The following is a 26,181-nucleotide window of genomic DNA, read 5'->3' on the forward strand; positions in this document are numbered from 1 at the left end:
TAAATTATCATTCCCTGTTACTATGATATGTAAGACCTCTTTTCTTAAGACGCTCCTCGTATCTCTTTAGCGTCACATTGTAAAGGCTATGCTAATAACCTGTTTAATAATAAAAAATTATCAAATAAGTAGTTGACAATTTTTTGGTTTCGGAATATTATAATTATATAAATATGAATAGTTGTTCATATGTTCAATCATTAAAAGGAGGTAACCTAAGTGGGTAAGAATCAAGAAATAGATCGTTGTAATTGTACTGTGATACATGAGAATGTGATAGAAAAAGTGAAAGAACAGATGCCCCCAGAAGAAAGCTTGTATGATTTAGCAGAATTATTTAAGGTTTTTGGTGATACCACCAGAATAAAAATATTATGTGCATTAGCAGAAGCGGAGATGTGTGTCTGTGATATAGCGGCATTGCTTAATATGACCCAGTCTTCTATCTCTCATCAGCTAAGAGCTTTAAAGCAGGCAAGGTTGGTTAAGTTCAGAAGAGATGGTAAAGTGGTTTATTATTCATTAGATGATGACCATGTACAAAGTATTTTTAAATTAGGTTTAGTTCATGTGAATGAAAAATAAATTTACACATATATCGGAAAGGGCGTGGTTATGAGTATGGAAGGCAGGATAAGTACAAAGTTAGTTTTAGACGGACTTTGCTGCAGCAATTGTGCTATGAAGATTGAACAGAAAGTTAGCGAATTAAAGGAGGTTAGTCATACCAGCCTTAATTTTGCAACGAAGCTTCTGCTCATTGAAACAGAACAGGGGAATAGTCAGGAAGAATTACTGCAGAAGGTAAAAAAGATAGTTAAAGACATTGAACCGGAAGTCGTTGTAAAAGAATATAAAAGTCCGAGAGCAAAAAGAGTAAAAGCGCAGGTACAGGTTCCTAAGCAGGAAGGGGAGCAGCGTCAGGATGGATGCAGTGATGGCTGTTGTGGGGGTCATGGACACGGCCACGCGCAGGATGAACATATACATCATGGACATTATGGAGCAGAAGACCATTCTCATGAAGAGGAAGATGAGCATGGTCATAGTCATTCCCATGGTGAAGGCGGTTCTCTAAAGAAAAAAATAATTAAGTTCGGAATATCAGCGGTTATCTTTGCTATTGCCATGATTTTTGATTTGCCCAAGTCGGTTTCATTTGGCTTATTTTTTATCAGTTACCTCTTATCAGGTGGAGATGTACTTTTAAAAGCAGGTAAGAATATCTTAAGAGGGGATGTCTTTGATGAAAATTTCCTGATGGGTATTGCGACCATTGGTGCATTTGCTATTGGTGAATTTGCAGAAGGTGTAGGAGTTATGTTATTCTACCAGGTTGGGGAGATGTTTCAGGACCTTGCAGTAAATCGCTCCAGAAAATCCATTGCCGATTTAATGGATATCAGACCGGATTATGCGAATCTTATTATTGACGGAATTGCAAAAAAAGTAGCACCAGAAGAAATTGATATCGGACAATTGATTCTGGTTAAACCCGGAGAAAAGGTGCCGCTTGACGGTAAGGTGGTAGAAGGTACTTCCATGATTGACTCTTCTGCTTTAACCGGTGAATCCGTACCAAGAGAAGTAGTACCGGGAGACAATGTATTGGGTGGCTTTATTAATAAAAATGGTGTGCTCACGATAGAAGTTATGAAGGACTTTGAAGAGTCCACCGTATCAAAAATACTTGATTTGGTTCAAAATGCAAGCAGCCGAAAGGCTCCTACGGAGAACTTTATCACTAAATTCGCCAGAAGATATACACCGGTTGTTACTATAACGGCTGCTTTAATGGCTATATTACCACCACTTATTCTGCCGGGTGCTACATTTTCTGAATGGGTATATAGAGCCCTTATATTCCTTGTAATTTCCTGCCCATGTGCCCTTGTAATCTCTATACCGTTAGGATTTTTCGGTGGCATAGGCGGAGCCTCAAGACATGGAGTTTTAATCAAAGGAAGTAATTACTTAGAGGCGCTTAATTATGTTGATACAGTTATCTTTGATAAAACTGGTACATTGACAAAAGGTGTATTTAAGGTAACCCAGATGAATACCGTAGAAGACATATCAAAAGAACAGTTGCTAGAGTATGCAGCTTATGCAGAAAGTTATTCCAACCACCCCATTGCTTTATCCATACAAAAGGCATATGGCAGAGAAATTGATAAGGAACAGCTAGAGGAATACGAAGAAATAGCAGGTCATGGCATTAAAGTACGCCTTAATGACAAAATGATTTATGCCGGTAATGCTAAGCTGATGGAGAAGGAAGCCATTGCTTATGATAAAACAGATTTTCTTGGTACTGTGGTGCATATTGGAATCAATGGAACCTATGCCGGAAATATTATAATTTCAGACGAAGTAAAAGAAGACTCTGCAAAAGCAATGAAAGAATTAAAAGAAATCGGCATGAAAAAGCTTGTAATGTTAACTGGAGACAGTAAATCTGTCGGTGAAAAAATCGGCAGACAGTTAGGACTTGATGAGGTTCATGCAGAGCTATTGCCGGATCAGAAGGTAGAGCAGTTAGAAGCTATTTATAAACAGAAAGCCGGAAAAGGCAAGCTGATTTTTGTAGGTGACGGCATTAATGATGCGCCTGTATTAGCCCGTGCGGATATTGGTGTGGCAATGGGAGGTTTAGGTTCTGATGCAGCAATCGAAGCAGCAGATGTGGTATTAATGACAGATGAACCTTCCAAGTTAATCAGTGCCATTAAAATAGCAAAGAAAACCCATACTATTGTATGGCAAAATATAGTATTCGCTTTAGCTATAAAGGCAGTCTTTCTGATATTGGGTGCTTTTGGTGTTGCGAACATGTGGGAAGCCGTCTTTGCAGATGTTGGTGTCGCATTAATAGCCGTACTAAATGCTATGCGGGCAATGAAGATAAAATAGGAAATAAAAATTTTCGGCAATTAATTACAATATACATTCAAAAAATCGTGTAATTCTAGGTTATATTAGAACCACGATTTTTTGATTTGGATTTACGACATTCATAAAAAATCCATAATCCTATGCTAACATGAAATCATACTGTCCTTTTTAAATCGTACAGCAGGTGTAACGCCTGAACATGTAGTTACAAAATGGAATAGGCTTTCTTGTGCAAAGGAGGGATTTCCTGTATACTAAAATAAATTTAAAACGTATTGCCCAATTATTGGAGAAACTAAAAAAGGCAATTCAGAAATTCTTACTGGACATGGCAAAGGAGAATGAAGAATTGTATGGAAAAGAAAGAATGGACTGCTGTAAATTGAATCGTATAAAAAAGAGGTGAGCTTGTGGCAAACAACCCAAAGAGAATTCTTATTGTAGAGGATGAAGTAAAAATAGTAGAATTTATTGAATCCTACCTGTTAAATAGTGGCTATGAGGTCTTTAAAGCTTATAATGGCAGAGAGGCTTTAAAAATATATGCAGAACAAATAATAGATATGGTTTTGTTAGACCTGATGTTACCGGATATTAGCGGAGAACAAATCTGCAAAGAGATTCGCAAAACATCCCACGTACCTATAATTATGCTGACGGCAAAGAGCAGCGATGATAATGTAATACAGGGTCTTGACCTTGGAGCAGATGATTACATGACAAAGCCCTTTAGCCCAAGGCAAATGGTAGCCCGTGTAAATGCTTTATTTCGCCGTACCACAAAGGAAGAGCCTTCAAATATTCTAAGCTTTTGCGGGGAAGATTTAGTGATAAGCCAGTCAGACTATCTGGTAAAGAAGAAGGGCAATGCCGTCAGCCTAACACCCAGTGAGTACAAGTTACTTATCACTCTTGCAAAGCGTCCAGGTAAAGTATTTACCAGAGAAGAGCTGATAGATATAGCTTTTGACGGTGATTTTTTAGGATATGACAGAACCATTGACTCTCATATAAAAAATCTTAGGGGGAAAATTGAGGATAACTCTAAGGAATGCAATTACATTCTTACCATTCGGGGAATCGGCTATAAGTTTGGGGGTATTTAAATGGGACCTTCCTTAAGAAGTAAACTCACCTTATCTTATATAGTTATTGTTGTTATTATTGTTGGAATGACTAGTCTCATTGCCAATATGGGAATAAAAACCCAGTTTGAAAAGTATGCTATTCAAAAACAGGAAAAGCAGACAGAGGAAATCATAGAACTTATAAAGATAAAGTATGAACAGGATAAGGTACTAAATCCTTCCTATCTTGAAATAATTGGAATGAATGCACTGCAAAATGGGCTGACTATCGTAGTAAAGGACAGTAAGAACAATACCGTTTGGTCGGCCTATGAGCATAATAATGGACTATGTCAGGCAATGATAATAAATATGGCTGCTAATATGAATCGTTATTCCAATCAGTGGAACGGAGAATACCAGGAAAAAAATTATGAATTAACGCAGGGAAAAACCAGCATAGGGACACTGACCACAGGCTTTGTAGGACCATATTATTTTAATGAGGAAGAACTTATCTTTATAAAAGCATTAAATTCTTTGTTTGTGGTCATTGGTGTAAGTTCTCTTTTAGTAGCTGTGGGAGCAGGTATATTTATGTCAGATCGTATTAGCAGACCACTTAATTCCGTGTCTATAAAAGCACTATCCTTATCTCAAGGTAAGTATAAGGAACGCCTAAAAGAGGAATCAAACACGAAAGAAATCCGTATTTTAATCAATACTATTAATGAACTTTCGGAAGCATTAGAAGCAAAAGATAATCTTAGAAAACAACTGACCCAGGATGTTGCTCATGAGCTTAGAACGCCGTTAACCTCGGTGCAAGGGCATATGGAAGCTATGCTGGACGGAATATGGGATATGAGCACAGACCGTTTATCAAGTTGCTATGAAGAAATAATCAGGATAAAAAAGTTAATCGGAAGTATTGAGGACTTATCCGGTGTAGAAAATGAAAATCTATTGCTTCATAAAACAGAATTTGACTTTACAAAACTTATCCTCCGGTTATTGAATAACTATGCGAATGAGCTATTAGAGAAGAAAATACAGGTTACGTATACGAATCGAGAAAATCTGGTCTATGCGGATGAAGATAAGATGAGTCAGGTATTTAATAATCTTTTATCCAATGCAATAAAGTATTCAAAAGAAGGAACGCAAGTTAGTATTGAGATAAAATATGCTTTTGACAAAGTAAAAATAAGTATGAAGGATACAGGAATCGGTATAGATGAAGGTGATTTACCCCATATTTTTGAACGCTTTTACCGTGCGGATAAATCCAGAAATAGAAGTACCGGTGGTGTAGGCATAGGTTTAGCTATCACGAAGACACTCATTGAAGCCCACAACGGCAGTATAGAGGTGAAAAGTAAGCTAGGAGAAGGAACTGAATTTATAATAAGCTTGCCGAGGGGTGTGTAGGAATAATAATTTGAATCAGTCAAAATTTATATAAGTGAATAAAATACGATTCTAATACTGGCTTAATAAAGTACCCTGTCTTCGTTCCTAACCTTTTTAGGGGTAAGAACGCAGACAGGATGTTTTTTATAACCGTATCAATTATTAGAGAAGTATTATAGTAGTAACACTCAAAATACCTTTACTTACCATTAGGGAAATATAGAATATTCTAAGGAATCTGCCGGTCAAAATGAAAGCATTGCTCTAACCCCATTCTTCTAACCGAATCTAACCAATTAAAAATTCGTGTCTGATTATATACAGGCATTCCATTCTCGTCTTTAACCTTTTCAAGAGCCAATGCTATTAAGGCGTATTCATTTTCTAATATGGTATCAAAAACGCCTTGATCATCGGTGTTGATGGAAACGAATAATTGTGCCTTATCCATACTTTCACTTCTCGTCTCAAGACCAAGATTGTTAAAGTTAAGTATGGGATGCTTGTCAAATCTTTTAAATGTACTAATTAGCACGTTTGATGTTGGATTACATTCAATACCAATACCTCGTTCCCTGACTTCACGCTGCATATTTAGTTGTATTGCTTTTAAAGCTTTTATCATGTATATAGGAACTTTAAATACAACTTTTTTGCTTCCTTCCTGCTTAACTCCTGCATCATAATGATATCTTAGAGTTAAAGTTGTAATTATATTGTCCCGGCGAATTTTTTTACCTTTTTGAAGGGCACACCGATCCCAATAACTGATGTCTTTATTCTGGGAAAAGGACACTTTATCCTTTGCACAAGTAAAATCATAAAGCATCTTAGGATCATCTCCACGAAGATGCCATGCCAGTATATATAAATCAACGGGCATTACTTCGTTATTAGAGCGATTCCATGCTACGTCTTTCGTTGTCCAATCCGTGCCAGTCATATATATCTGAGAATAGTAATCGTTATATAGTTCTTGAAGTTTATCAATATATTCTGAACTATTATCAATGGTATATTCTTTTAACTTTTTGATTGTCCATGCAATATTATCGAGTAAATCCTGCTTTGACAGATTGACATGATTTCCTTTATTCTTGTACCAGTCTTCTACATCAATTCCAAGGACTATAGCGTGACCTAGCCGGTCACCATGCGTTAGTTCAAGAAAAATGATTGCTTCTTCCACGGCTCTCAAACCATCTGCAATGTCAAGAAAATCTTCGCCTACATGGTAGGTAGCCCGTAAGGGGGGAAGATGAATTTCTTTGCAAAATTCCCGTTCAAAATCTCTATTGGGAATATGTCCTTTCAGATAACGAAAGGCTTGTCCAAATACTTCCGGGCGTTCTATTAATTCGTTGGAACATGCATCGATTCCCAGTACTCTGGAGGATATGTCTCTATTATGTTCCCGCATCTTGGCGATGGCTTTTGCATATTGCTTTAATTCTTTTCTATGTTCATAATGCCTGCAATACATTAGCCCACTTAAAGGATCTTCAGAGTTGATTTTTTTATCAATACATTTGGGAAAATGAAATACATAGAAAAAATGCTCTTTGAGAATGGAGTCAATTTTTTGCTTTTCTTCTGCTGTGTTATTAGAAAGATGTTCGTAAAAGTTTCTTTCTGCAATGGAATATCGTTCTCCTAGCAAATGAGATTTGAAATTTCTCTTGTCAATCCAATAATTGTTTGCGTCATTGCATAGCTCGTTTATTATTTGTGAATCATAAGAATGAATCGTTTTTATATTTTGCTTCACATCCTTATCAGGACAAATTCTTGCTTCAATAGATACTACATTCTGACGTTTTACAGACATTAAGATTGCCTGAGCTGGTAATAAATCCTTTAAAGTACGGTTTCCGCGTAAAAATTTCTGCTTTCTATCTTGATAATCTGAAAAGTTAGAAAATCCTACACGATTATTGGCTTGTATCAATTCTTTTCTTAACGTATTTTTAATCACCAAGTAAGCATAAAACAAATCAGCGTTTTTCATAAAATCTTTATCATTAGTAAAGATTGCTTTAAAACACTTATACATGAAAAAACGTTCTCCTGAAAAGTACTCGAAGATGCTGTCATTTCTGCGAACTTGGTTTATTAAACAGTAATCGATGCTATCTCTGGAACGACCATCTAACAATGTGTTTAAAACACTTATTTCTGACTGAATTTGGTGGTCGTATAGTTTAATAATTTTATTTTCCTTATCATATTCCATGATTGCTTTTATTATATGCTCTGCTTGCAGATTCTGATATATTTTATCAAAATCAGAATACTTCTTACATACGTATACTTGATAAAATAATACAACTCTTATAATTTGTGCCAATGTCAGCAGATTACTAATTCTTGTATACTCTCCGTAGCCCTTGTCTAACCGCTCTAATCTTTCATCTAGCTTAAGTTCTTCCTTACTTTTTACGTTATTCATGATATTAAGCCAAGACAATTTAAAAGTTGGGGCTGAACCTAGTAAGTGGAAGTGATTATCCGCCATACCCTGAGACAGCATATTATGAATACGTATATTATTACTTTTCGTTACCACGTCCCATGAAAAATCTACCCGCTTGCGTCCAGAGAGTACATCACAATAAGCAAAATGGGCAGCAATAAACATATCCTGATCCAGATATAAGGTAGTATCTCTCCATTTTAATAATTCTTTGTATTTGCATTTAACATTTTCACCATCATTTTCAAGAAAATCTCCTGCATAATTGGCAATCAGATTGAATACAGAATATGTTTGTCCTGTTTGATAAACGGTCTGCTTGGATTCTTCTCTGGTGACAAAAAAGAGATTCTCTATCTCATCTTTTGAAAATACTTTTGCAATCTCTTGATATAAGTCTACAAAGAGATTGCGGTTTATTTCTTTATCACTGGAATAATTCAACACTTCCATATGCATAGTTTTTTTTCTTACATCTTTTGATAGAAATTGATTAAGAATTCGTGTAGGATTATATTCACATAAAAGAACCCGTAGTGGGAATTGCATATTGTCCATAATAACCTCCTACTTTATTCTGCTAATTGGTTTGTGGCTTCATCAAACATACGAATGATTCTTCTTCCTCGTTCTCCAAAAACCTGCTCTTCTCCAAAATTCATAGCATCTTGATTCATAGTATGGTTTTTGGTTATTGTATCAAAATAATCTGATATTTCGTTCTCCAAAATTGTTTTCTGAGTAACATCTGTGACATATTTTAGTAACTCATCAAATTTTTTACTAAGTGTCTTTTTAATGGCAGGTAAGTTAATTTTCATTCCCTGCTGATAATTTCTGGAGCACCTGCTTGCGGAGGAATTAATGTAGTTATAGGCAAGCTTTCTATCATTCATATACTTTTCTTTTTTTGCTGTAGGTGGTACTGTCTTTTCAAGTGCAAAAGGAGGAGATGTCACAATATTAGCAAAGTGTTCCTTTTGGACTTGTTCTTTTTCAATATTATAATCTAAATTTATCTGAACAAAATTTAAGATATAAGCTGGCAATTCTAAGTGAATACTTGGCCTAAGTACAGTAGGAAACTGAGAATACGCCTCATTAAAGCTGTCGTTTAATAGTTCTATAGAACTTTTTAATTTGCTTTTATAATCCGTTTTTTCAAAGCGTTTATTTTGAATCCTTTTTCGTAAGATTCTTATAAATTCAAAATATACATCCATATTAATAATGGATTCAAACATGCTTGGTAGCTCAAGCAAGGAAGCATCCCCAGATACATCCTTTGTATACTGTTCCTCCAAGTAAAAATCAGAAAAATAATAGTTGATTATATGAAAAGGACTATATGTGAAGTTAGTAATAGTTTCTTTTTCGATAAGCATAGAAGGCTGTTCACTATTCCAACTTGTTAATCGAGCAATTTGGCTTACCCGTTGTTGTAGCAATGAATAAAAACAAGCCAACCCTTCATTAACATGTTGCCATTCCTCAATATATTCTGTTAAGTGCTGATTTTCATTAGGAGAATTAACTTCTTCTTTCTCTAGTATATCAAGTATATTCTGAATAGCTTCAAATGACGTAGATACTTTGTTGTATTGATTCAAGGCACCTGCTCTATGTATATACTTTAATAAGCCCTCTTCTTCAACTACATAATTATAAAAAGAGGGTGGCAAGGTAATTTTATCAATAGTCAGTTCTGGTAATATAATGTCGGTACCCAAATTTATTTCCTCTTTAAAAGCATTGTAATTTCTAGCATCGTTAAAAATACTTCCCAGCCAGTCGTTTCCTAAGAGGTTATAAAAAATTTCTGCATATGCATGTTGTGATTTAAGCTTTAACAATCGTAAGGAATAAAATAGCTTAACAAGTTCTAAAAATTTGGTTTCATTCTTTAGATACTTAGTAGCAGTGTAATAAATGCTAATAATATCTCCGTAGGTTACGCGGGCATCGCATATCTTGCTTTTATATTGTACAATTGCTGTATAATCTTCACTTCTATCAGCTACATCATTTATTTTTTCGCATAAATTAATGAATAACTTTCTATTAATGCTATCCGCATCTCCTAATCCAATTTCTTTTAATAGTTCGATATCAGTATAATTACTTAAATTATCCTTAGCATAACTTAGATAATAGGTAATTATTGCTTGAATATTATTTTGACGATGAACTTCATTGTCGTTCATCTCATATAGAGTTAATAGGATGTCAACGATTCCACGTAGGTTTTTAGGTATTATATGTTTAAAATGTTTTTTTGTTGCAATACAGTAACCTACCTTTTCGTAGAACAATTTTGATGTCACTGAATAGAGTGTTTCGGGGGTATTATCATCTAACTCTACCATAATATCAGAGTGAGTTTGCCGCATATAAACCTTTCTGTTATATGGTATAATTTTTTCTACGTACTTTTGTGTCTTGTTCTTTAATTCACTGTCTAATTGCAAATTTTGATGTATATCTTTACTTTGATTGATATAATTGATATAGCTGTAATACTGTCTGATATTATTCTGCATAATCAACTGATTCATCTGTTCATCATTTATGGCAAATAATATAATAACATTAGGAATAAATAGGTATTTGCGTAGGTCCTCAAGAAGCTTATTCGCCCCATTTATATTCATGTCTATATCATCGATGGGTATAATTAGAAAATAATCATCCCCATTCTGATTGATATACTTTAAAAAGCTGGTTATAAGCTTAAAGAGGTCATTTTGAAGGTTCATAGCTTGGGCTAAGGAGGAGACGACCTCCAAGTTATCAACATTTTCCTTATACCTTTCTTTTGGAGAAGCGGCAAGCTCTCTTAAATCGGCATATACTTTTTCAAAACTATGGACAACCTCCTTTTTGTCTGCAAAGGTTCCTACATCTTCTTTTTGACGAAAGACATTAAACATTTCTGCAATGATTACATCGATAATAGAATCTTCATTTTCAAATATGGAAGGGTCAATTGTGTCTAATACGTGATACTTTATATGACAAAAGAGAGACTCATAGGTATCTTTTGTACTAGGATTTGAAAAGGCATTTTCATTTTTTGAGGATAATAGTTTGGCAAAATTGGACATAGTTGAAGTTTTTCCTGTTCCACGGTCTCCAACAAAAGCCAGAATATTGTTAAAGTTACTGTGAAATCGATACGCTTGCGCTGGATTTTTCTCTTTATCTGTATATTCACACTTTGCTTTTTTCTGCATATCCAGTATCTGTTTGAATATATTAATTGCCTGATTGTATTGATGACTTGACCAATCCTTTTCATAAGCATTTGCTATATTGTGAACACCAAATGCAGTATCCTTTTGTATCTTTAAGACTTCTTTTTCCATAGTATTCCCCTCGTTTATTCTTTATAATTGAAACAGATTGCGTTTAACTTGAAGGTATTCATATATGTTATGAATAAATCATGAAAGCAATCCATAAAATCAACCATTTCAACACTTTTCATCAAAAATTCCAATGGCTCATCTTTCGATTTGCTCAGCATATCTTCCCGATGGTATCGAATACTCTCAATTGCTTTTTGAAATTTCTCTACCAGCGTTTTATTGTCATGAAAGTCACCCAGCCCTTCTTTTTTAAACTGCTGAAATAATCTTACCGTAAGACCTGTTAAAAGAATACATAACTCATTTTTATTATCTAATGTAAGCAGGTCATTAATTTTAATGTTCTTCTTGTTATAAAGGCTAGATTCACTTGTAATTTCTAATACTAATACACCATCACATTCTAGATAAGGTTTAATATCAGCAGGATAATCATATTTTATAGCAGTTGATTCTTTTTTTATTACGATTGCTTTCATTGAGTATTTATCCTCCATAGCTTACTCATTTAGTTTCCATTATTATACACTAAATCGTAAAATCCGGCAAGAATTGCACAGTCAATTGATGTGGTTTATTTCACAAATAAAGATAAAGAAATGCCTCCAAACTAAACGATGCATTGCATCAGCTCGGAGGCTTATAAGGTCTTTGTAGAACATGTCTTATTGGAACTTATTTCTTTTTATCCTATTCGGATCTCTTCCATGATAATTCCTCTTCATAATTAATCTGAAGGTCTGGCTGATGCCCCTTGCCCATTTTGTGCCTTGCCTTTCTATTTTCGACCGTATCAAACAGAATAGAGAAGTCATAATCCGGGGGATAGAGTTGGCTGGCAGAAGCTTTCAGTTTCAGTCTTTTATGATTGATAAGCTCCTTCTTTTTTTGTACCTGAACCCCCACTTCACCCTTGTCGTTGGCGGGTTGAAAGACAATGCCTATTTTTTTCTGAGGATAGACAACAACACTGTCTCCTAACTGAAAACGGCTGCTTCGCTCATTTACAGGTTTTAGAACGGGCTCTTTTTGAATATGATTTACTGCAACCCCATCAATTGTTTCAATTGCATCCTCTATAAATAGTGAATCGATAGGACGCAGTGAAGCCTTCTCATCTTCCTTCTTATAAGCTTCATCATAAGCCTTTTGCAGCATATGCTTTGGCAGACCAAGACGTTTGGCAATATATAAAGCACAACTTTCTCCGGCTTCCCCGATTTCCAGCTTATATAAAGGCTCTAGGCTTTCCTTGTTAAATGCCATACGGGCATTCATAAAGCCTTCGGTTTTAGCGGCATATTCCTTAACCTCCGGGTAGTGGGTGGTGGCAATAAACAGACACCCCTTTGCTCTTAATTCTTCAAGAATTGCAATAGCAATTCCCATACCTTCTGCCGGGTCAGTTCCGGAGCCTAATTCATCCAGCAATACCAAGCTTTCCTTATCGGAATGTCTTAATATCTCTATAATGTTGGTAATGTGTGCAGAAAAAGTTGATAAATTCTCTGAGATACTCTGACCATCACCAATATCACATAGTATGCTATTTGTCATACAAATTTCAGCACTCTCACAAGGAACATGAAGACCGCTTTGAGCCATAAGCTGTAATAAGCCAACTGTTTTTAAAGCAACGGTTTTACCTCCCGTATTAGGTCCTGTTATAATAATACCTTTAGTACCATTGCCAATAGAAAAATTCAAAGGTATACATTCTTTTGCTTTTAATAAAGGATGTCTTCCGTTGATAATAGTTATATTGCCGGTATCATTTATTTCTGCCGGTTTAGCTTTTAAATCAAGGCTTAATTTTGCCTTTGCAAATACAATATCAAGAGTCTCCAAAGCCTCCATGTTTAGATGGATAGAAGCAGCTTCTTCATGAACCAAAGAGGTTAAAGTGTATAGTATCTTACGTTCTTCGTTCTCTTCACGAATAAGCAAAAGGGAGAGTTCTTCTTCTAACTTTAAAACAGCGTTAGGAACGATGAAACAGGTGGAGCCGGTGGAAGAGGTCCCCATGATAGAGCCTCCCACCTGGTGCTTGTATTCTTTTTTTACCGGTAGTACATAATGACCGTTTCTGGATGAAATGAAGCCTTCACTAAACCAGTCTTTTTTACTTCTTAGCATAGTTTCAAGTTTTGAGCGAATATCTGATTTCGTCAGTTCAATTTTTCTCCTTGTATCCTTTAATTCTTTGGAAGCACTGTCATCTACCCGGTCGTTGCGAATAGCCTGATTAATTTCTTCTAGCAGAGGAGTTAAATCTTGCAGGGTTTTGCCATAGTAGGCAATGTCAACATCCAAAAACTCTGACTTTTTTAAATAATTTTTCATTCGGTTACAGGAAGACAGAAATTGTCCCATAAAGGATAGCTGTTCCGCTGTAAGCATGGAACCTTTTTCTGCCAGTTCGAGTAAAGTCTTAATATCTTTCATAGTAGGAAGAGGCGGTGTTCCCAAGCTGTCTAGTATTCTTCTGGCGTCTGTTGTTTCTTTTATTTTTGCCCTAACTGTAGTGATGGATAGGGAGGGACGGAGTGCCGTCAATTTTTCTTTGGCGTTATCAGATGCTGCGTTGTTCGACAACATCTCAAGTATTTGGTCATATTCTAAAGTTTGTATTGTTTTATAAATCATAGTATCTTTCATTATAGTGTTTATACCTTTCCGATACCTGCAAGTTTTGAGTCACAGGTTTATTCATTCATTAGCCCCGGAACAATGATATGGAGCTTTCAATAATAATACCCACAGAAAAAGCATCCCTACCTTACTAGTGTGTTGTTTGATTGATAACGGACGAATATTTGCCTTAATATTCAACTACTGCGATGTAATAATAGTCACCGCTACGCCTCAAATGCCTTGCAGTCTGAACATTTATTCTGCTGAATTCGTCTAAGTACCAACCGGACAACACAAGGATACTCCCTGTGGGTATAGATTTTAAAGTAACGTAACCTTTTAAGCTCGTTACTCAAAAATGTTTGCCGCATAGAGCGACATAGTCTTTTATACAAAAAAGGCATAACAGGGTACACCTATTATGCCTAGTTACTATATAACAAGACGGTTTGGAGTATTTTCTGTAAAGGCAGGTTGAGTATAGGCATAACAAATAAAGGCATAATTGCCTTCTATAAAATATTACATGCTTTTACTCATAGATTTAGTTATGTGCTAGTTAGCACGAACCTCACTTACAGATAATACCGACATCAAAACCATCCTTTCATTTTTAAAATTTATATTTATTTACAAATGCATGTTACCATAAAGCCCTTGGAAAGTAAAGAGGGAAATGATTATTATTTGATTTGTATTCATTTCCAGTTAGCATTCAATATGTGAATATGAGTTATAGCTACTGTTCCGTTTGAAGAACAATCGTAATATACTAATATTTTTTTGATTGTCTACTTGACGGGATGCGGTTCATGATGCATAATTGGAATCAACTGCATACAAATTATTCCACTCCAATACTATATATTTTATCAGAAAGGGGATTTGATAATGAAAAATAAATTGTTAGCATTACTAACGGTAATGTGTTTATTATTTATTAATTATACCACGGTTATAGCACAATCAATAAAAGCTAAGGACGTTAACTTGATTGAGGCTAATATTAAAGGTTGTAATATTACCTTTAAAAAAGGTACATCAAAATCTTATAAATTTAGTTATTATGGTACAGCTTCAGATACGATATATGATTTCAAGACTTCTATAGAAGATGATGTTTTAAAAATAGACCTTCGTTATATTGGAAACGATAAGGCCCCCTCAATAAAAGAAGGTGGAATAGTAGTAAAAGTACCGGATAAAGCAAAGCTCTCTCTTGATATAACAGGTTCAAGTAGTGCTGGAATCACATTGAATAATATTAATTTAGATACAAATTTGAATACTGAATCCTGCGCAGTAATTATAACAAATGATAAAGCAGAGAATAAAATTACCATAGAATCAAAGTATGACAGCTATGAGATAATATCTGCATCGCCAAAAAAAGAATTTAATATAAAAGCAAATGGTTCTGCAATTGATTTTAAGTTGAACAAGGCTCCAAAGAATCTGCATTTTAAGTTAACTGAGAAAAATGCAGATGTTGTGATTCCTAAAACTTGGAGGTATGATTATTCAATTGGCTCAGGCAAACCTGATATGGTAATTGATATAGTTGACAGCGTGTTTGAGTTATATTATTAATTAGTATGTAATGTTGTTTTTTGAAAGTGATGGAAACCCCTGTATAGTAATAGCAGAAACTTTATTTTGTACCGTCAAACGTGTTGTTGTTTGACGGTACTTTGCAGTTAAAGGATATCGTACCAATTAAAATACTATACCAAATATTATTTAAAAGCCATACGGGCAAAGTTATAGAAACCAAGGTACCATACATTAAAGTCATGTCCGCCGCCCTGAATTGCCTGCCAGGTTAAATTGTTACCGTAAGTTAATTTATTCGTTAGAGAAGTAATTCCGTTTGTAGCACCCGTAGCACTGGCCCAAGCAATGCCGTCAGAAGTGCCGCACATATTGTAGAAGGTATTAATATTATAATTGCTAAAATTATTGTTTATAGTATTTGCTATCCTTGAGGCATTATAGGTAGTAGGAGCAGCAGAGAAAGCACCGAAATTGCTTATAAGATCAAGGGATTCGCAGATACCAATATTAATTGTCTGCATACCGCCCATGGATAGGCCGGCCATTGCTCTATGCCCTCTGGCTGCGGTTTTGTCATAATAGTTAGGGTTATAATTTGCATAAGTAGAAAAATTCTTATCAATATAGGGAATTAAATCATTCCTAAGCTCCTGTCCAAATTTGTAAAAGGAATTATGGTCAGAGGAGGTATTGGCATAATTTTTACTGGAACGCCCATTAGGAGTTACAATAATAAAAGGATCAATATCTTTATAATATATTAGGTTATCCATAATAATTTTGACAGTAGAGGAATCGTTAAACATACCCCATTCCCGTTCATTCCCGCCAATACCATGCATCAGGTAAAGTACATTGTATTTTTGATTACTGTTATAACCATACGGGAGATAGACATAGGCAGGTTTGGTTATCTGTGAATTATTTCCGAAGTAATCATAAGTGGTATAGTTGATTTGTCGGATTGTACCGGCATTATTCGTTCGCTTTGTGGTGTACTTGGTTGGTATGGAATAGCTGACGGCCGCTGCCAAGATATCTTGTGAGGCGGTTTCATAATTCCCGGATTCTATTTCTGCAGCAGAAGCTTCTACATAACCACAGGCGGCAAGCAAAATTAACATAAGTAAACTTAATAGCATAGAAAATGTTCTCTTCATAATCATATTTTGTTGGATGCATATCTCCTTATGCATCCATACACCCCTTTCTTCTCATAGATGATTAATTATTGATACTAACATTGCAATAATTCTACAAATCCTCCTTCTTTTCAGATTTTTGTAAACTCCAAGTGTGTTCTTTGGCAGGCATCACTTAGTAATGCTCTCCTTTTTTATGTTATTCCTACACATCACCCCGCTTTGTTAAAAAAGTACTCTGTTAGTAGTTACCTTTATATTAATCCGAAGAATAATATAAACAATTTATATCAATTTGTACGTATGATTTATAATTAAGAGAGAAAATGTACATACAACTATAAAGACAGATTAACATATATTCCCAATAAAGGGAAGAGGGATTTTTAAAAATCCCTCCAAACGGATGTGGATGCATCTGCCTGGAGGGTTCTAATCTCTGAGTATTCTCAATTTTAATGACGGCGTCTATCAAATAACGAAATCACTTTAACTGTCAATTTCAAGTTATTAACCAAATTATTCATACCGAATATGAATTCTACCTAAAAAAGGCATGTCCGAAAATGGCTAGATAACTTTAAAGAATATGATATAATAAATAGAAATTATACAAGGAGGCGAAAGGTTGAATAAAAGATATTCAACCTCTTGATTTGTACGCGGCCAAAGGTCGCAGATGGGAGCTGATTATGATAGCAAACGATACTGGTCTGTATGCCGCATTTGTAGCAAAAGATACACGGTTTGACGGACGCTTCTTTGTAGGGATATCCTCCACCGGGATTTACTGTCGTCCCGTATGTCGGGCGCGGCAACCGAAAGCTGAAAACTGCACCTTCTATTCTAGTGCAGCGGAAGCTGAATTAGCAGGATACCGCCCTTGCCTTTTGTGTAGGCCGGAACTTGCACCTGGCACCGCCATAACTGACGCTACTACTGTATTGGCTCATAAGGCAGCAAGAATGCTTGAGAAAAATTGCGGGACGGGACAGGGGCTAGATGAACTTGCGGGACAGCTTGGTTGCACGGATAGGCATTTACGTCGTGTGTTCACATCAGAATACAATGTATCTCCGGTACAGTATCTACAGACATGCCGCTTACTTCTTGCTAAAAATTTACTTACAGATACGAATTTAAATATCATTGATGTTGCTATGTCGGCAGGCTTTGGAAGTTTAAGACGCTTTAATGATTTGTTCAAAAAGCATTATAATCTTACACCAACATTAGTAAGAAAGCAGAGTGCAGCAGGAAAGAAAAAGGATAGTAATATTACGTTAGCATTAGGCTATCGTCCTCCTTATTGTTGGGAAGAGATGCTGCGCTTCCTTGCCGGACGAGCAATAACAGGAATTGAAGTGGTAAAAGATGGTGAATATATGCGTACAGTTCATTTGCAAAATACGGAAGGAAAGCATGTGTATGGTTGGGTACGGGTGGGGCATAAGCCGGGAAAGAATGTATTGAGCGTAACCGTGAGCGAAGCTTTGTTATCTGTACTTCCGCAAGTATTGGCACGGATACGTCACTTATTTGACTTATATTGCAATCCGGACGCAGTGTATGAAACACTTCAGGTAATGAATCACATTCGCCCGAATCTTTGTGTTTTGGGAACTCGTGTGCCGGGGTGCTTCAACGCCTTTGAAATGGCAGTACGGGCTGTACTTGGACAGCAAATTACCGTTAAAGCAGCGAGTACATTGGCTGCAAGAATTGTTAAAACCTACGGTACGCCGGTGCTTACAGGTATTGAAGGATTAACCCACATTTTCCCCTCTCCTGAAGCTATATTAGCTCTGGATGGTTCAATTGAAAATCATTTTGGACCGTTAGGTGTTATCGCAGCCCGTTCAAGAACGATTTATGAACTGGCACGGACAATCGTGCAGGGTGAAATTGATTTTGACCTTTGTGCCCAACCGGAGGAGGAAATAAAGAAGCTGATGACGATTCATGGTATTGGAAGCTGGACAGCACAATATATTGCAATGCGTGCTATGGAATGGCCTGACGCTTTTCTTGAAACAGACGCGGGCATCAAAAAAGCATTACTACTATTTACTTCAAAAGAGTTATTGAAACTAGCCGAAGGCTGGCGTCCATGGCGCAGTTATGCCACCGTTAATCTTTGGAATTCATTATAAGGAGGCGCAATATGTATTATTCAACAATGTACCTGTCACCCTTAGGGCGAATTACACTTGCATGTGAGGGTAATAATCTCGTTGGTGTATGGAACGAAGGTCAAAAGTATCATGGTGCAGGCATATCCGGGCAAATGATTGAAAAGGATGATATACCAGTATTTGACTTGGCTAAAAAATGGCTGGATAGATATTTTGCAGGTGAAAAGCCCGCTATTACCGAATTGCCGCTGGCTCCAATTGGAGGAGAATTCCGTCAAAATGTATGGGCAATCTTGTGTGATATACCATACGGAGAGGTTATTACTTATGGAGACATCGCAAAGAAGATGGCGGCAAAAATGAACAAGGCCAGCATGTCAAGTCAAGCGGTAGGCGGAGCAGTTGGTCACAATCCTATTTCTATCATTATTCCCTGCCACCGGGTTGTAGGCTCAAATGGCAGTTTGACAGGGTACGCAGGAGGCATTTGTACAAAAATGAAGTTGCTTGAACTAGAGGGTGTTGATATGTCCTGCTTGTATATGCCCCAAATAATATAGAGAATCGTAATATTATTACAAGAAATCTGTGTAATGAATTATTGGAATAGGATTTTAATTAGCATATAAATACTATTATAATTCGATTATTTAGAAGGACGGACATAAGGATAAGTCAATTGTTTGCTATAATTACAACATATAAAACCTAAAATATATAGGAATGGGACATTGCTTTATAGTGTAAAAAAGAATTTTAATTCAATTATATGCAAGTATGTATCATTGAAGCATACATCAGAAATCGATATAATTATGGTAAAAAAAGGAATTGCCAATTCGGGCCATACTTTTCTGGTATTCACTAGTTTTACCGGACAAGGTGATATAAACAGGTATTTAGTTTAGTATTACATAGGGCTGACTTTTAGCCTGTAATACGGTAGGAAGGAGAGTAGCGGATTGTATAAAGGCTGTAATGAGGAAATGATAGTTTCTGGAATTGCAGAGATTGGGGGATTACAATTTTTTAATGAGGGGGATGATAAAGGTCGATTAATTTTGAGAAATGAAACGGATATACGCACATGAGGGTAATGTTTTAGACTAGAAACAATAAGTATTATAAATAATAAGGAGGTCAACAATGAATATAAAATTTAAAAAGTTAATTAGTTTTATGTTAGCATGTGTTATTATGCTGTCTTTTGTCTTAGTGGTGCCGGAACCTGCCGGTGTGTTTGCTGCCAGCGATGTTACTGTTAATTTATCAGGGGAAAAACAAGTGATTCGCGGTTTTGGAGGGATAAACCACCCGGCCTGGATAGGTGATTTAACAGCTGCTCAAAGACAGACTGCATTTGGTAATGGAAATAACCAGTTGGGTTTTTCTGTCTTGAGAATCTATGTGGACGAAAATCGGAATAATTGGTACAGAGAATTAGATACAGCAAAAAGTGCTATTGCACAGGGCGCAATTGTGTTTGCTTCACCCTGGAATCCTCCAAGTAGTATGATAGAAACCTTTAACCACAATGGAAATACATCGGCAAAACGGCTTCGCTATGATAAATATGCTGCCTATGCACAGCATCTGAATGATTTCGTTACCTATATGAAGAACAACGGAGTGGATTTGTATGCGATATCTGTCCAAAATGAACCGGATTATGCTCATGACTGGACTTGGTGGACACCTCAGGAAATACTTAACTTTATGAAATATAATGCAGGCTCCATTAATTGCAGAGTAATCGCTCCGGAGTCATTTCAATATTTGAAAAACATATCAGATCCTATTTTAAATGATTCCCAGGCTCTTGCCAATATGGACATATTAGGTGCCCATCTATATGGTACACCGGTTAGTAATTTCTCTTATCCTCTTTTCGAGCAAAAAGGAGCAGGAAAAGAACTTTGGATGACAGAAGTATATTATCCCAACAGCAGCAGTTCAGCAGATTTGTGGCCAGAAGCACTGGAAGTTTCTTATCATATGCATAGCGCTATGGTTGAGGGAAATTTCCAGGCATATGTATGGTGGTATATAAGAAGAAATTACGGCCCTATGAAAGAAGACGGTACCATTAGTAAGAGGGGATATAATATGGCTCACTTCTCCAAATTTATCCGTCCAGGATATGTAAGAGTCGATGCAACAAAGAACCCTAATACCAATGTTTATACATCCGCATATAAAGGTGATGGTAAAGTGGTGATTGTGGCAATCAACAAAGGTACTTCAGCCGTAAGTCAGAATTTTGTATTGCAGAATGGAACTGCCGCCTCCTTATCTTCCTTTATAACAGACCGCAGCAGGAATCTGGCGACCGGATCAACAGTTAATGCATCAAATGGTTCTTTTACGGCTCAGCTTCCTGCTCAAAGTGTTACAACTTTTGTAGGTACATTGGGCAGCAGCACCGGCAGTGGCACCACCTATGAAGCAGAGACAGATACAACCCTGACTAATGCGGTTGTAGAGACTGTCAATGCAGGCTATACAGGCAGCGGATATGTCAACTTTAATGCTTCTACCGATGCGGCCGTTCAGTGGAACAATATTTACTGTGCGGTTACCGGTACTAAGAATATTAGAATTCGTTATGCATTGGCATCCGGAACCAGAAATCTTGATGTTTACGCCAATGGAACGAAAGTAGCCAGCAATGTCGACTTTTCCTCAACAGGCAGCTGGACAAACTGGAGTGAAAAAACAATTCAGGTATCCTTAAACAGCGGAACGAATACTTTAAAGTTTGTAACGACTGGTACAGAAGGACCAAATATAGATAATATAAATGTTACGGCTCAATAACTGAATACAATATAACGCATAATTCCTTTTTAATAAAATATGCCCCTTTCATTTCACTATATCCAGGTGAATATGAAAGGGGTATATATATTTTGGATAAACATGATAGGCAGAAACAAATTCATAAAAGGGTTACTCATTATACCGGTTTATGAGAAAAGAAAGCCGGAGCAGGAAAAGTGTATTAATGTCTGAAAGGTCAATACAGCATAGGTCGGTGATTCGATTTAAACGGTAGACAAGGGAATTTCTATGGATATAGAGATTTTCTGAAGTTAATTTAATGTTACATCCCTTTTCAATGAAGACAAACAAGGTCTTATAAAGCTGGGAACGATTTTCCTGGTCGTACTGATTAAGTACTGTCAGAGCAGGATGACAATACCTTCCTAATTTATCAGGATTCTTTACCTCAGATAATAAATCGTAAATCTGATACGCTTGATAAAGATATAACAATTCTTCCGAATCTAATTTATGCCCCAATTCTAATGCCGCATTCGCTTGTTCATAATGGGTTACAAAGTTCTCCATGCAGGAAAAAGAATTACTGATTCCAATTCGTAAATGTTCCTTTTTGGAAAAGTACTTTAAAAATTCCAGTAACTCAAACCCCATAGGAGTATCGTCTTTTGAAGGAATAACTGCTACAATACCGTTATTGTGATAAGTGACATGGGTGCCTGGAATCTGTAGTTTCAGGTTCTTGCATATAAAATTTTTGAAGAATGGTTGTCCGGGATATATTGCAGGACGAATAAATAAAACCTGCATATTTGAAGGAAATTTAAGGGCCGCCAGTCTTGGCATGATATCTTTCGCAGGTGCTCCAATGAGCATGTCATATAATATTTTATAATAGAGGCTGTTTTTCTCAAATAAGTCTGACGTATAGTACGAAATGGTGTAGCTGATAACGTGGCTTATGGTACTTAGCATTTCAAAATGGGACGGTTGAAAATCGTTCTCCCCTTCAATCATCAATAGAAATCCAATCTGGGTTTGATTATGAAATACTTTACTGCTTAACTTTCGGTATGGAGACTTGGTGCAGGTGACTTCAATGGCGGCTGTTGTCTGGGCAGCATTTCGTATGGATTTTAATTCTTTTACTGCATTGATAAATTCGTAGCAGCAGTACCCCTGCTTTGTATTCTCTAACCAAAGAGGATCGAGGACAGGGACAGAGGTCGAAGCTGTAATAATTTTAAAGTTCATATCACAGAATAATAAAGAATTTCCAAGCCTTACAGAGGCAGCATCGATAACGGTATCAATGTTGTGTGTTTTATCCGCGAGAGCGGTAAGTTCCTCAAAAGTCCCTTTATGAGTCGTTTCAAGTAATGTTTTTGCATCGTTAAATACACTAAATAAAAGGTCTTCTGTTACCAGCGCTATATTACCATTAGCGGGTATGGGAAGCGCAGCAGTATTTGTGCGTGCAATTATACATTGAGATGGAACAAAACCTGCATTTATTAATTGTTTATCATAACCAAAGTAAAGTGTAGTTCGAATGGTAGTATCATGCTTGTTGTCAATCAAAGCAACATTCTGTATATCTAAATTTTCCCCTTGTGACAGTATGTCAATGGGATATTCTTCTGAGATTTTTTCTACCAACGTTGTAAATGTCATAGGGCCCCCAATCCAGAATTAATTTGCAATATGAGTTTACTATAGTGCATCATGAACAAATTGTCAAATTTTTATCATTCATGGTACACGTTGTTAAATTGCTGGTTTTCACGTATTCTTATTGCATTATAAATTTATTATTTATGAAATGCTTTTTATATGAATTTAGCAGGAGGTACAGTTGAAAATGGACAAAAAAATGTATAACAAATTATTTGAAGAGGGGAGAATTGGAAAGGTATCGATTAAGAATCGTTTGGTTATGTCTCCAATGGGGTGTGGACTTGCCAATCTTGATGGGACACCGTCTGAAGATATGCTTGCTTTTTATGAAGCAAGAGCAGTTGGCGGTGCAGGAATTATCATACCAGAGATTACCCGTATCAATGATATGCATGGAGCAGGGCTTATGAGACAGCTGTCCGTCACAAAAGACAGACATATTAAACCACTAGCTGAACTTGCACAAGTAGTACATAAGCATGGCAGTAAGATATTTATTCAGCTGCATCATCCTGGACGGGAAACGGTGTCTGCCCTTCTTGGCGGACAGCCGGTGGTTGCCCCTTCTCCTATACCTTGCAAATTAGTAAAACAGGAGACCCGCGCATTAACCATAGATGAAATAAAACAATTGATTACGCAGTTTATTGAAGGTGCAGTCAGAGTTCAAAAAGCAGGGTGTGATGGTGTGGAATTGCATGCAGCACATGGATATCTGTTACACCAGTTTCTGTCTCCCTATACGAATAAAAGAGAAGACGAATACGGTGGAAGTTTTGAAAACCGTCTAAGAATAATTGTTGAAATTATCCATGGAATCCGAAAGGAATGTGGTACGGATTTTCCGATAGGTGTTCGATTAAGTGTAGAAGAATTTCTGAATAAGACAGGTGTAACAGAAGAATATATACATATTCAAGACGGTGTAAAAATTGCTATGGCTTTAGAGCAGGCAGGGATTGATTTTGTTGATACCAGCTGTGGATTATATGAAACAGGTATGACCTGCATAGAACCTATTTCTTTCCCTCAGGGTTGGAGACACGACCTGCTTTTAGCAGTAAAAAGTCATGTGAAAATTCCTGTAATCGGTGTATCGGTAATTAGAGAACCTGCTGTAGCGGAAAAGTTCCTGGAAGAAGGGGTAGTAGATTTTATAGCAATGGGGCGTTCTTGGAATGCCGATGAAGAGTGGGGCAAAAAAGTATTAGAAGGAAGAGAAAAAGAATTACGCAAATGTATCTCCTGCCTGCGTTGCTTTGAAAGCCTGAATGAATATAACGCTGCTGGCTTACCCCCGGAATGTGCACTAAACCCCAGATATGCAAGGGAAGTAAAATATGGAGATCTTGTTCATGATACCAAAGGACACACTGCAATTGTTGTCGGCGGGGGACCGGCTGGAATGTGTGCAGCACAAACCCTTGCCCTTCGTGGTGTGAAAGTCACTTTGCTTGATCGGCAAAGAGAGCTTGGAGGAACCGTTAATTTAGCCAAGAAACCGCCGTTAAAGGAACGTATGCAGTGGATAGCTGATTACTATAACAATGAATTAAAACGGCTTGGAGTAGAAGTAAAGTTGAATACAGAGGCAACCCCGGATATGATTATGGAATATAAACCGGATGCAGTAATTCTTGCCACAGGCTCGACCTCTATTATTCCCGGAAAAATCCCAGGAATTACAGGAAGTAATGTATTCACAGTGGAAGCAGTGCTGTCTGGTGAATCAGCATTAAAAGGGAAAAAAGTAGCTGTAATCGGTGCAGGGCTTACCGGACTTGAGACAGCAGAATATCTATGTGAAGGGGGAAATCAGGTTACCATTATTGATATGCTTGATAAGCCTGCCCCAAATGCAAACCATACCAATGTAGCTGATGTCTGTGGACGCCTGGCGAAAGACCGCGTAGATTATTTATTTGAACATTCCTTAAAAGAGATAAAAGCGGATCGTATTATACTAGAGAGATTAAAAGACCACCAAGAAGTAAAGGTATCTGCGGATGCAATTGTACTTTCTCTTGGATTCAGTCCGAATCAATCGTTGCTTTCGGATTTAGAAGCAAAGGGTGTAGAGGTAAAGGTTATAGGAAGTGCTATAAAAGATGGAGCAATTGCGCCTGCTGTACGTACAGGCTATGAAGCAGGAAGAGAATTATTTTTAGAAACACAAAAAACTCCAAGCTTTCGAATATCGAAAGATGAAATATCAAACTTTGGAAAGACATCTCTCATGGATAATCAGGAGGGACTCTATCTCAGCTATCTTACTTACCCGGAAGCAATTGCAAGGATACTGCCACCGCCACTGAAACCATTTTCTATGCCGGTAGTTACTTTATCCATTTGTCATGTGAATAACCCGACTTTTGCAGATGACTACTATGAAGCAATATTAGGGGTTTATGCAACCTACGGTAAATCCCTTGGTTTATATACAATGGGACTGGTACTTGGCGGACCCGGAGCTGAGATGGCAGTACAATGTGGCCGTGACAATGGAAGTATTCCTAAAAAACTGGGAGGAGAATTTGTCATTCGAAGAAATGGTGATACGGTAACAGCAGGAGTAACAAGAAGAGGAACACAACTTGTAGAAGCGACTATGAAAATAGGTGAATATAATAATCCCCTGACGGCTGCGCTCTATCAATATCCGGCAGCAGGCAAGCAGACTTTTGGAGGCGGTTTCTATTTTCATTTTGACCGTATACCGGATAAAAACGGAGAATCACATTTTCAAAACGGAGCATTGCTTATGAACCAATGCGAATATAATTATCAATCTTGGGAGCCGGGAATTGTATCGCTGCATATGAAATCAAGTGTGGATGACCCATGGGCAGAACTGCCGGTTAACACTATAATAGGCGGTGCATATTCAAAGAACAGTTTGTTAGTACATAAACTTAATTTAGTAGAAAACGTAGAAGCAGATGATGTAATTCCCTATTTGCTAACCGGACGCTATGATCGTACGGCATTTATGGAAACAGGCCGTATTTAATCTTATTGTAGTAAACAGGTCTGAGTAAGTAC

16 protein-coding genes are annotated in these 26,181 nt (G+C 36.8%); 10 read left to right on the plus strand and 6 right to left on the minus strand.

Features of this window, described 5'->3' with window-relative positions; all coding sequences use genetic code 11:
* Positions 1-219 precede the first annotated feature (219 nt).
* The 5 genes from acsn021_RS01430 to acsn021_RS01445 all read left to right on the plus strand — a co-directional run bounded on the left by acsn021_RS01430 (position 220) and on the right by acsn021_RS01445 (position 5,393).
* Positions 220-585, plus strand: a complete 366-nt coding sequence (locus tag acsn021_RS01430; RefSeq protein ID WP_279289853.1) for an ArsR/SmtB family transcription factor — start codon at positions 220-222, stop codon at positions 583-585.
* A 30-nt stretch (positions 586-615) separates the two neighbouring features.
* Entirely contained in the window at positions 616-2,913 is a 2,298-nt protein-coding gene (locus acsn021_RS01435; RefSeq protein ID WP_184093767.1) for a heavy metal translocating P-type ATPase, read from the plus strand.
* Between the two features lie 310 nt (positions 2,914-3,223).
* Complete coding sequence (locus acsn021_RS23200) at positions 3,224-3,301, plus strand: LDCC motif putative metal-binding protein (RefSeq protein ID WP_408626142.1); 78 nt, start codon at positions 3,224-3,226, stop codon at positions 3,299-3,301.
* 4 nt (positions 3,302-3,305) lie between these two features.
* Entirely contained in the window at positions 3,306-4,001 is a 696-nt protein-coding gene (locus tag acsn021_RS01440; protein ID WP_184093766.1) for a response regulator transcription factor, read from the plus strand.
* Positions 4,002-5,393 carry a sensor histidine kinase gene (locus acsn021_RS01445; protein WP_184093765.1) on the plus strand — a complete coding sequence of 464 codons (1,392 nt, stop codon included), beginning with the start codon at positions 4,002-4,004 and terminating at the stop codon, positions 5,391-5,393.
* Positions 5,394-5,604: 211 nt separating this feature from the next.
* Here acsn021_RS01445 and acsn021_RS01450 read toward each other — a convergent pair whose 3' ends face one another.
* From acsn021_RS01450 to acsn021_RS01465, 4 genes are all read right to left on the minus strand, one after another.
* On the minus strand, positions 5,605-8,406 hold the full coding sequence (locus acsn021_RS01450) for an amidohydrolase family protein (RefSeq protein ID WP_184093764.1): 2,802 nt from the start codon (positions 8,404-8,406) through the stop codon (positions 5,605-5,607).
* Positions 8,407-8,420: 14 nt separating this feature from the next.
* A complete protein-coding gene (locus acsn021_RS01455) occupies positions 8,421-11,213 on the minus strand; it encodes a hypothetical protein (protein WP_184093763.1) in 2,793 nt (930 codons plus the stop codon).
* 14 nt (positions 11,214-11,227) lie between these two features.
* Positions 11,228-11,695, minus strand: coding sequence for a hypothetical protein (locus acsn021_RS01460; RefSeq protein ID WP_184093762.1), 468 nt, complete (start codon positions 11,693-11,695; stop codon positions 11,228-11,230).
* A 211-nt stretch (positions 11,696-11,906) separates the two neighbouring features.
* Entirely contained in the window at positions 11,907-13,874 is a 1,968-nt protein-coding gene (locus acsn021_RS01465) for an endonuclease MutS2 (RefSeq protein WP_243167917.1), read from the minus strand.
* Positions 13,875-14,741: 867 nt separating this feature from the next.
* Here acsn021_RS01465 and acsn021_RS01470 point away from each other — a divergent pair.
* Entirely contained in the window at positions 14,742-15,440 is a 699-nt protein-coding gene (locus tag acsn021_RS01470; protein WP_184093761.1) for a hypothetical protein, read from the plus strand.
* Positions 15,441-15,586: 146 nt separating this feature from the next.
* Here acsn021_RS01470 and acsn021_RS01475 read toward each other — a convergent pair whose 3' ends face one another.
* Positions 15,587-16,546, minus strand: coding sequence for an alpha/beta hydrolase (locus acsn021_RS01475; protein WP_184093760.1), 960 nt, complete (start codon positions 16,544-16,546; stop codon positions 15,587-15,589).
* Between the two features lie 692 nt (positions 16,547-17,238).
* On the opposite strand from acsn021_RS01475, the gene acsn021_RS01480 reads away from it, so the two are divergent.
* The 3 genes from acsn021_RS01480 to acsn021_RS01490 all read left to right on the plus strand — a co-directional run bounded on the left by acsn021_RS01480 (position 17,239) and on the right by acsn021_RS01490 (position 21,498).
* Positions 17,239-18,699 carry an AlkA N-terminal domain-containing protein gene (locus acsn021_RS01480; protein ID WP_184093759.1) on the plus strand — a complete coding sequence of 487 codons (1,461 nt, stop codon included), beginning with the start codon at positions 17,239-17,241 and terminating at the stop codon, positions 18,697-18,699.
* Between the two features lie 11 nt (positions 18,700-18,710).
* Entirely contained in the window at positions 18,711-19,241 is a 531-nt protein-coding gene (locus acsn021_RS01485; protein ID WP_184093758.1) for a methylated-DNA--[protein]-cysteine S-methyltransferase, read from the plus strand.
* Between the two features lie 586 nt (positions 19,242-19,827).
* Complete coding sequence (locus acsn021_RS01490) at positions 19,828-21,498, plus strand: carbohydrate-binding protein (protein ID WP_184093757.1); 1,671 nt, start codon at positions 19,828-19,830, stop codon at positions 21,496-21,498.
* 132 nt (positions 21,499-21,630) lie between these two features.
* Here the strand turns inward: acsn021_RS01490 and acsn021_RS01495 are convergent, their stop codons facing one another.
* Positions 21,631-23,136, minus strand: coding sequence for a PucR family transcriptional regulator (locus tag acsn021_RS01495; RefSeq protein ID WP_184093756.1), 1,506 nt, complete (start codon positions 23,134-23,136; stop codon positions 21,631-21,633).
* 187 nt (positions 23,137-23,323) lie between these two features.
* Here acsn021_RS01495 and acsn021_RS01500 point away from each other — a divergent pair, with 187 nt between their 5' ends.
* A complete protein-coding gene (locus acsn021_RS01500) occupies positions 23,324-26,149 on the plus strand; it encodes an oxidoreductase (RefSeq protein WP_243167916.1) in 2,826 nt (941 codons plus the stop codon).
* Positions 26,150-26,181: the final 32 nt, after the last annotated feature.

Origin of the sequence: Anaerocolumna cellulosilytica (assembly GCF_014218335.1) — a bacterium.
In the GTDB taxonomy this organism is placed as follows: Bacteria; Bacillota; Clostridia; order Lachnospirales; family Lachnospiraceae; genus Anaerocolumna; species Anaerocolumna cellulosilytica.

Bases quoted from the DNA above. Each gene is read 5' to 3' on its own strand.
- acsn021_RS01435 (WP_184093767.1), top strand. From the start codon at position 616: ATGAGTATGGAAGGCAGGATAAGTACAAAGTTAGTTTTAGACGGACTT.
- acsn021_RS23200 (WP_408626142.1), top strand. From the start codon at position 3,224: ATGGCAAAGGAGAATGAAGAATTGTATGGAAAAGAAAGAATGGACTGC.
- acsn021_RS01445 (WP_184093765.1), top strand. From the start codon at position 4,002: ATGGGACCTTCCTTAAGAAGTAAACTCACCTTATCTTATATAGTTATT.
- acsn021_RS01450 (WP_184093764.1), bottom strand. From the start codon at position 8,406: ATGGACAATATGCAATTCCCACTACGGGTTCTTTTATGTGAATATAAT.
- acsn021_RS01455 (WP_184093763.1), bottom strand. From the start codon at position 11,213: ATGGAAAAAGAAGTCTTAAAGATACAAAAGGATACTGCATTTGGTGTT.
- acsn021_RS01460 (WP_184093762.1), bottom strand. From the start codon at position 11,695: ATGAAAGCAATCGTAATAAAAAAAGAATCAACTGCTATAAAATATGAT.
- acsn021_RS01465 (WP_243167917.1), bottom strand. From the start codon at position 13,874: ATGAAAGATACTATGATTTATAAAACAATACAAACTTTAGAATATGAC.
- acsn021_RS01470 (WP_184093761.1), top strand. From the start codon at position 14,742: ATGAAAAATAAATTGTTAGCATTACTAACGGTAATGTGTTTATTATTT.
- acsn021_RS01475 (WP_184093760.1), bottom strand. From the start codon at position 16,546: ATGCTATTAAGTTTACTTATGTTAATTTTGCTTGCCGCCTGTGGTTAT.
- acsn021_RS01480 (WP_184093759.1), top strand. From the start codon at position 17,239: ATGATAGCAAACGATACTGGTCTGTATGCCGCATTTGTAGCAAAAGAT.
- acsn021_RS01485 (WP_184093758.1), top strand. From the start codon at position 18,711: ATGTATTATTCAACAATGTACCTGTCACCCTTAGGGCGAATTACACTT.
- acsn021_RS01490 (WP_184093757.1), top strand. From the start codon at position 19,828: ATGAATATAAAATTTAAAAAGTTAATTAGTTTTATGTTAGCATGTGTT.
- acsn021_RS01495 (WP_184093756.1), bottom strand. From the start codon at position 23,136: ATGACATTTACAACGTTGGTAGAAAAAATCTCAGAAGAATATCCCATT.
- acsn021_RS01500 (WP_243167916.1), top strand. From the start codon at position 23,324: ATGGACAAAAAAATGTATAACAAATTATTTGAAGAGGGGAGAATTGGA.